9 protein-coding genes are annotated in these 6,000 nt (G+C 66.6%); 7 read left to right on the top strand and 2 right to left on the bottom strand.

Translation table 11 applies throughout. The features are described from left to right. Positions 1–593, top strand: a 593-nt coding sequence (locus HII36_RS15640; RefSeq protein ID WP_173523897.1) for a transposase, incomplete at its 5' end; no start/stop codon positions are given. 356 nt (positions 594–949) lie between these two features. On the opposite strand, the gene HII36_RS15635 is transcribed toward HII36_RS15640, so the two are convergent. Then, positions 950–1,189 carry a hypothetical protein gene (locus HII36_RS15635; RefSeq protein WP_173523896.1) on the bottom strand — a complete coding sequence of 80 codons (240 nt, stop codon included), beginning with the start codon at positions 1,187–1,189 and terminating at the stop codon, positions 950–952. A gap of 90 nt (positions 1,190–1,279) precedes the next feature. Beyond that, a complete protein-coding gene (locus HII36_RS15630) occupies positions 1,280–1,834 on the bottom strand; it encodes an ATP-binding protein (protein WP_173523895.1) in 555 nt (184 codons plus the stop codon). 228 nt (positions 1,835–2,062) lie between these two features. Here HII36_RS15630 and HII36_RS15625 point away from each other — a divergent pair, with 228 nt between their 5' ends. The 6 genes from HII36_RS15625 to HII36_RS57880 all read left to right on the top strand — a co-directional run bounded on the left by HII36_RS15625 (position 2,063) and on the right by HII36_RS57880 (position 5,765). Then, on the top strand, positions 2,063–2,878 hold the full coding sequence (locus HII36_RS15625) for a helix-turn-helix domain-containing protein (protein ID WP_173523894.1): 816 nt from the start codon (positions 2,063–2,065) through the stop codon (positions 2,876–2,878). Then, on the top strand, positions 2,866–3,072 hold the full coding sequence (locus HII36_RS15620; protein WP_173523893.1) for a DUF397 domain-containing protein: 207 nt from the start codon (positions 2,866–2,868) through the stop codon (positions 3,070–3,072). Before HII36_RS15625 ends, HII36_RS15620 begins: the two co-directional genes overlap by 13 nt. A 46-nt stretch (positions 3,073–3,118) precedes the next feature. Continuing rightward, on the top strand, positions 3,119–3,907 hold the full coding sequence (locus tag HII36_RS15615) for a type IV toxin-antitoxin system AbiEi family antitoxin domain-containing protein (RefSeq protein ID WP_217369556.1): 789 nt from the start codon (positions 3,119–3,121) through the stop codon (positions 3,905–3,907). 132 nt (positions 3,908–4,039) lie between these two features. Then, entirely contained in the window at positions 4,040–4,441 is a 402-nt protein-coding gene (locus HII36_RS15610; RefSeq protein ID WP_173523892.1) for a DUF3037 domain-containing protein, read from the top strand. 290 nt (positions 4,442–4,731) lie between these two features. Then, complete coding sequence (locus tag HII36_RS15605; protein ID WP_328807723.1) at positions 4,732–5,403, top strand: YdcF family protein; 672 nt, start codon at positions 4,732–4,734, stop codon at positions 5,401–5,403. Further along, positions 5,376–5,765 carry an HD domain-containing protein gene (locus HII36_RS57880; protein WP_328807724.1) on the top strand — a complete coding sequence of 130 codons (390 nt, stop codon included), beginning with the start codon at positions 5,376–5,378 and terminating at the stop codon, positions 5,763–5,765. The genes HII36_RS15605 and HII36_RS57880 overlap by 28 nt, the downstream gene beginning before the upstream one ends. The last annotated feature ends 235 nt before the right edge of the window (positions 5,766–6,000 follow it).

The following is a 6,000-nucleotide window of genomic DNA, read 5'->3' as shown; positions in this document are numbered from 1 at the left end:
AGTTGCTGGCCGACGAACCCGGCCCGGTCGAGGTGCTCGGCGATGCCGCCTACGGCACCGGCCAGGCCCGCCACCATCTCAGCACCGCAGGACACCGGTTGATCATCAAGCCCGCGACCTTACGCCGGGCCATCGCCGGCGGCTTCACCATCGATGACTTCACCATCGACGAGCCCGCCGGCACCGTCACCTGCCCCGCCGGGCACACCGTCACCCTCGGCAAGCCGCAGGCCGACGGCAACCGAGTCGCCCAGTTCAAGCACCGGTGCGCCGCCTGCCCGCTCCGGCAGCGCTGCACCACCGCCAAGAGTGGCCGCAGCCTCAACGTGCACCCCCACCACGCCCTGCTGGCCGCGGCCCGCCACCAAGCCGCCACCGACCCCGACTGGCAAGCCGCCTACCGGCGCTGGCGGCCACCGGTCGAACGCGCCATCGCCCACCTGGTCGCCCGCGGCAACCGGCGCCTGCGCTACCTCGGTGTGATCAAGAACAACGCCTGGCTCCACACCCGCGCCGCCGCGCTCAACCTGCGCACCCTTATCAACCTGGGCCTCACCCACACCTGCGGCGGCTGGACCCTGGCCGGCACCTGACCGCCACCCGGGGGCGGCCACCTCGGCCCTCTGTCCCTGTGCTCCCGTCCATAGCAACCGACAGCCGGCCCGACCGATACCTGGCCATTCACTCCACTGATCACCCACAGCCTGACAAGATCTTCAGCGCACTTCTAGGGTTCCGCGATCCGGCCGAACCGCTGTGTCCGCGCCTGGCAGAGATGCTGGACACCAAGAGGCCGTCGACAGGAACGTGTGATTCGGCCCGCTGCCCGCACGGCACACACCATCCCTGGCGCATCAGGCGGGCCCGCGTTCGTGAGCCGGACCATGGCAGGCCGGGCCGACGCGGTACCGCCCACCCACAGCGGGACGAAACACCTGGAACGGCGAGATCATGAGGCGGTCCGCCGCCGGCAGGCGTGCCGCGCCGCGAGCTCGCGCCAGGCGACGACGGCGGGGCCATAAGGCCCTCTGGCGGTCTCCTCGAAGACGCCTGCCACGGTGCGACGCCGCACGAAATACTGCCCGGCTTCGCACTGCCTGGCTTCCCAGCACAGAACGTACGCCTCACAGCAGGACGCCTCCTCCACCCACACCAGTCCACAGGTGATGGACGGCTGCCAATGATGCATGGTGATCACCTTCGCGGCGCGGCGGCGAACCGCGGCGATGGGTTCGCCGCCGCGCCTGTCGCGGTCCGGATGCCGACGAGGAGCCGCACGTCACCGGCTCCGGAAGGCCGTGAGTCCGGCCGGCTGAGACGGCCGGACGGAGAGGGGCCTCATGCGCGGCCGAGCGTGAACGCTGTCCCCGATGTCCTGAATGGCCTCCTGCGCGGCGTCCGGGACCCCGGCAGCGAGGTCGGCCCACACGATGCGGTCCCCGCAGGCGGCGATATGAGTGCCGCAGCGGACCGACAGATCAGCCACCAGGCCCAGGCCGCGCCCCCGTCGCTTCGTCGAGCCCTGTCGCAGCGGTTTGAAGCGGGGTTGCGACCTCGTGGTGCCCGGATCGATCACTTCCACACGGACGAAGTCATCGGCGAAGCCGAGCCGTACCTTGACCCAGTCGCGTTGCACTCCGGTCGGCACGTGCTGGATGACGTTGGTCACCAGCTCGGAGACCACCAGCAGAGCATTCGACTCGACGGCTGCAACGCTCCCGGCCAGCCAACGCCGCACGGCCTGTCGCGCATGGCGAGGGGTCTTGGCGCTACGTGGCAAGGTCGCGCCCTTCCACCCGCTCACGTCCGGCATCTGGATGGATTCCGCTGACACGAGATCACCGACTTATCCGAATTTGCTGTCCACGATTCCCGAGACACGCACGCTGTCGTTTTCTGCTGCGCCGAGTCTCAGCATGGACGTCAAAGCCGCCATCGGGTGCGCCAATCTCGCGAAACCTGGCCGACAAAGAAATACAAGCGCGATGTATTGAACGTCGGATCGATGTCACAGTACGGTCACATGCAGTGAACGTCCCCGCTCACACCCCCTGGAGACGCCATGGAGGCCAACCCCGGCGACCAGATGTCACCTCGTGCACGCTTCGCCCACGATTTGGCCGAATATCGCAAATCAGCAAAAATGACGCAGGCCACGTTAGCGGCACGCATGCGCTGCCATGAATCGCTCGTCAGCCATCTGGAAACCGGCCGGCGCGCCCCCACTCTCGACGTCGCCGAGGAGGCCGATCGCACGTTCGGCCTTGACGGACACTTCGTCGCGCTCTTCACGAAGATCGCCCAGTCGCCCACGCTGGGCTGGTTCGCCCGCTGGGTGGAGGAAATCGAGCCCCGCGCGGTCATCCTGCAATCGTGGGACCCGCTGCTGATCCCGGGCATCTTGCAGACCCCCGACTATGCTCGCGCGATCTTCCAGGCGACCTCCGCTCCCGACAGAGTGGAGGAGCGAGTCGAGGCTCGGACTCGGCGCGTATCCATCTTCGATGGCGACGACCCGCCCACCTTCGTCGCGCTCATCGACGAAGGCGTACTGCATCGGCCCATCGGCAGTGCCGACGTCCTGGCGGGCCAGCTCCGTTACCTGCTGGAACTGACCGAACACCCACGCATCACTGTCCAATTCGTCCCTATCGCGGCCGGCTGTGCTCCTGGGATGATGAGCGCGTTCGCGTTAGCACGACTGCGGGATGGATCCGAGGTCGTCTCGGCGGACTCGGTCCTGTCCGGTCAGGTGACCGCCGACCACGAAGCCGTCGCACGCGTCAAGCAGAGATATGACAGCATCAGAGCGGACGCGCAGCCGAAAAGCGTTACGCACCAGGCGATAGAGGATGCGATCAGGACATGGACCAGGTGAACCTCGACAAAGCCGAGTGGCGCAAGTCCACCGCCAGCGGCGACAACGGCCAGTGCGTGGAAGTCGCCACCAACCTGCCCGGTATCGTCGCCGTCCGAGACAGCAAGGATCCCCAGGGGCCCACGCTGGTCTTCACGCGCGGCGAGTGGCGGGCGTTCTTGAAGGGCGCCGACCAGGGCGAGTTCGACATTTGACGAGCGTAGGAGCGCAAGCTCTCCCCTTGCTCTTGTGGATCAAGGCGTGGGAAGCGCGCCGACACGCATCGCCGACCGTCTCCGAGAGCGGGCAACCGTCCACACCATCGCGACCGAGTCGGGCCACAGTCCCGTCCACCATCAGCCGGACGCGAAACTCAAAGTAACTTTTAGTTTGGTGCACAACGAGAACGCCAAACTACAAGTGACTTTGAGTTTCGCGTTGACTAGCCTGACCACGTGGCTTCGCGGGGGGATGATCCACGCTCGACTGTGGCGCCGAGCGGCGAGCCGGCGCGGCTACTTCACCGCGAGCCAGGCCCTGGAGGACGGCTACTCCTACCAGGCGCAACACTTCCATGTGAGCCGAGGCAACTGGCAGCGCATCAGCCGAGGCATCTATCGCTTCCACGACTTCGCCGATCTTCCTGCGGAAGAACACGATCATCTGGTTCGGTGGACACTGTGGAGCGGGGGCCGCGGGGTGGTGTCCCATGCCACCGCGCTCACCGTTCACGATCTGGGTGTCGCCAACCCGGCCGAGATCCATCTCACGGTCCCCGCGGGATTCCGGCGACGCAACCCCGCGGTGATCCTTCACCGCGCCACTCTCGAACCCGATGAGATAGAGGAACGTGCTGGATTCGTGGTCACGACTCCCCCGCGTGCCATCGCAGAGTCGGCGGCCGATGGCATCGACCAGGACGTCATCGACTCCGCGGTCGCCGAGTCGCTCGACCGCGGGACTGTGACGAAGAGACAGCTCCTCACCGCCGCACAGCGGGCAGGCGCCGAACTCGCGATGGAGCGATCGCTTCACGCGGGGACGATATGAAGCGCTACGCGTATCTCCTGATCGCGAGCGCGGATCTCAGAGACGTCCGCTCTAGCTTTCTCCGCACCTTCTGAACGCGAAGTCGACATGTGGCCCAGTGATCAATGACGCGATGTCAGGAAGGCGGACCGGATGGGTCGTTACGTCTACTCGGTTGTTCGCTGTCTTCCCGATCCGCGCACCGGCGAGTTCGTCAACGTCGGCGCCATCGCAGGAGATCCGCTCGCCGGTCACTGGGCGATCAGGCAACGGCGCGACACCGAGCGAATCCGCGTGTTCGCCGGCGGCCCAGCCCTGGAGGCGGCCACCCGCTGTCTGCTGGCCCTCAGCGAGGAGATCGATCGGAACAGGACCGCACTCTCACTGGGCGAGGCCGAGCCGCTCGGCGAGAACTGGCTCGCGGACCTGCATCGCAACCACCGCAATGTGGTTCAGTTCACCGAGCCCGCTCCCGTGACCGCGAACGGTCCGCAGGAAGCCCTCGCGTTCGTGTTCGACCAGCTCATCGATCCCCCAAAAGCCAGCCGTCACTAGTGCTCTGACCGCACAGGTTCGCCAGGTCGGCGGTCACTTCGTGCGCCCCTGGAGCGACCCGTGTTCTGGGTGGCGGTGTCATGCAGCGGGTGCGACTGGAGACGGCTCACGGGCACATCCTGCTTTCCGACCGAGCCACCGTGGATGATGGGCCGGTGATCCTCGACCGTGCCGCGCGAGAAGCCGCACAGCACGGACTGGCACACCAACTACGCAGCATCGAGGGCATCCAGCGGTCCACCCAGGGGGAACGCCGCCTTCCTCCGCCACGGCGATCAGGGAGCAGCCGAGTGAGCGTCAAGCAGCAGCAGGTCATCACCGATGAGCAGTGGCAGCACGCCCACGTCATCTGGGGCTACCACCAGATGCATCACGACCTGCGTCCGTGCGATGTGGCCATCGGCCTGGGCAGTCACGATCTCGGGGTCGCCCGCGCGGCCGTCGAGCTCTACCGTGCCGGATGGTTCCCGCTGCTCGTCTTCTCCGGCGCCACCAGCCCCACCACTGCGGCCCGGTTCCCTCGCGGTGAGGCTGTGCACTTCCGCGAGCACGCGCTTGAGCTGGGGGTTCCCGACGAGGCGATCCTGCTGGAGCCGAACGCGACCAACACCGGCCAGAACATCAGCCTGTCGCGGCAGGTCCTGGCGGACGCCGGGGTCCGGCCTGGTTCCGTGCTGCTGATCTCCAAGCCGTACATGGAGCGCAGAGCCTATGCCACGGCACGGAAGGTGTGGCCGGAGGTCGAGGTGGTGTGCGCTTCCGAACCACTGGAGCTGGACGACTACGTCAGCTCGATCGGCGATCCGAAGTTGGTCGTCGACATGCTCGTCGGCGACCTTCAGCGCGTGATCGAGTACCCCAAGCTGGGCTACGCCATCGATCAGCCCGTTCCAGGAGAGGTGCATGACGCCTACCAGGCTCTTCTCCACGCCGGATTCGACAGCAGGCTCCTATCGTCCTGACCCGCCGTACGGCGAGGTGTGCGCGATCCACCAGCCCAACCTCTTCCCACGGCTCGCGACCTTGGCCAAGCTGTTCGCCGCCGACTACTGGATCGTGCTGGACGACGTGCAGTTCGCCCGACGAGTACGAGAACAGGATGAGCCCGGAAGCGGAATGCGCCCGCGACGCGGACAAACTCGACTGCGCCATGCAGGCCATCGAGTACCGAGACCAGGGCCATCAGAACGTGCAATCGTGGATCGACACCTCGGTGGCCGCGCTCACCACCGAGACGGCCAAACGCCTGGCGGAGGAAATACAACGCACCGGATCCCTGGAGTGGCTGGCGCATGCTCTCAACGGTGGATCGGCATCGGGCTGAGCCAAGGGTTTCGACCATCTCATCGATCCCCCGAAACCCGACCACGACAAGACAGGCCCCCGCAGCGCAACTCTCGTGAGGCCGTCGACCAAGCGCCCAACCCGTAGGGCCCATCCACGTCCGCCGGAACCCCGCCGGTGACAGGAACAGCTCAACACCGACTGGCCAGCGCTGACACCCCAAACCCAACGGCCTAGCGACTGGCACTCCTCACCCAGCTGGTCGTCACCGGCAT

Source organism: Nonomuraea antri, assembly GCF_013283785.1.
Classification (GTDB): Bacteria; Actinomycetota; Actinomycetes; order Streptosporangiales; family Streptosporangiaceae; genus Nonomuraea; species Nonomuraea antri.
The sequence above is the reverse complement of the archived record's forward strand: the minus strand, read 5'-3'. Positions and strand labels throughout refer to the sequence as shown.

Excerpts from the sequence above, each read along its gene's own strand:
- HII36_RS15610 (WP_173523892.1), top strand. The coding sequence starts at position 4,040 with ATGGGTCGTTACGTCTACTCGGTTGTTCGCTGTCTTCCCGATCCGCGC.
- HII36_RS15635 (WP_173523896.1), bottom strand. The coding sequence starts at position 1,189 with ATGCATCATTGGCAGCCGTCCATCACCTGTGGACTGGTGTGGGTGGAG.
- HII36_RS15625 (WP_173523894.1), top strand. The coding sequence starts at position 2,063 with ATGGAGGCCAACCCCGGCGACCAGATGTCACCTCGTGCACGCTTCGCC.
- HII36_RS15620 (WP_173523893.1), top strand. The coding sequence starts at position 2,866 with ATGGACCAGGTGAACCTCGACAAAGCCGAGTGGCGCAAGTCCACCGCC.